The sequence below is a fragment of the Pseudomonas sp. D1HM genome (genome assembly GCF_019266105.1).
GTDB classification, from domain to species: Bacteria; Pseudomonadota; Gammaproteobacteria; order Pseudomonadales; family Pseudomonadaceae; genus Aquipseudomonas; species Aquipseudomonas taetrolens.
In genome coordinates, this window is the sequence record NZ_LRMN01000058.1 from 1 (window position 1) to 620 (window position 620).

Annotated in this window: 1 protein-coding gene; it reads right to left on the bottom strand. The window is 58.9% G+C overall.

Annotation, left to right across the window (positions count from 1 at the left end; all coding sequences use genetic code 11):
• Window positions 1-113: 113 nt before the first annotated feature.
• Window positions 114-617 (bottom strand): phage major tail tube protein, encoded by a 504-nt coding sequence (locus tag AWM69_RS22715; RefSeq protein ID WP_218728608.1) that lies wholly within the window; start codon window positions 615-617, stop codon window positions 114-116.
• Window positions 618-620 lie beyond the last annotated feature (3 nt).

A 620-nucleotide genomic window follows, 5' to 3' on the forward strand; every position in this document is an offset into this window, starting at 1 on the left:
ACCTTGATCTGGTTGATTTCGACGGCCTTGCGCAAGGTGATGGTGGCGCCTTCCTCGGTCAGTTCCAGCCAGCTCGGCAGTTTTTTGGTAGCAGTAGTCATTTTCATTGTTCCTTAGAGGCCCAGGACGTTACGCACGTCAGCCAGTTGGTCCACGCTATCGATGATGCGCACGGAGTTGATCGGATCGATTTCAAACATCACGCGCCCGTCGATTTCGAGCTTGTAGTAGGTGACGTCCACGGCGTACTTGAACTCGGCCTTGGCGCCCGGCGCCCACTCGCCCGGATCGACCTCACGCAATCCGCCACGCAAGGTGGCCACCGCGCCAGTGGTCGCACCCTTGTGGCCCTTGAAGGCCCCGCGAAAGGAAGCGTTAAAGCTGGTCTGGTCAAAGGCGCCGAAGTACTTCAGCACCTCCTTGCGGATGCCGTTGGTAGTGAAACTGGCCTCCAGCTTCTCCAGCCCCATGTCCATGCCCACCGGCGCATCCATGCCGCCGCCGCGATATTCTTCGGTTTTCACCGTCAGCTTGGGCAGGCTCAGGCTCGGCACGTCGCCCTGAAGGCTCATGCCGTCCACGAACATGTTGGTGTTAAACAGGGTTTGCGGAATCATTGA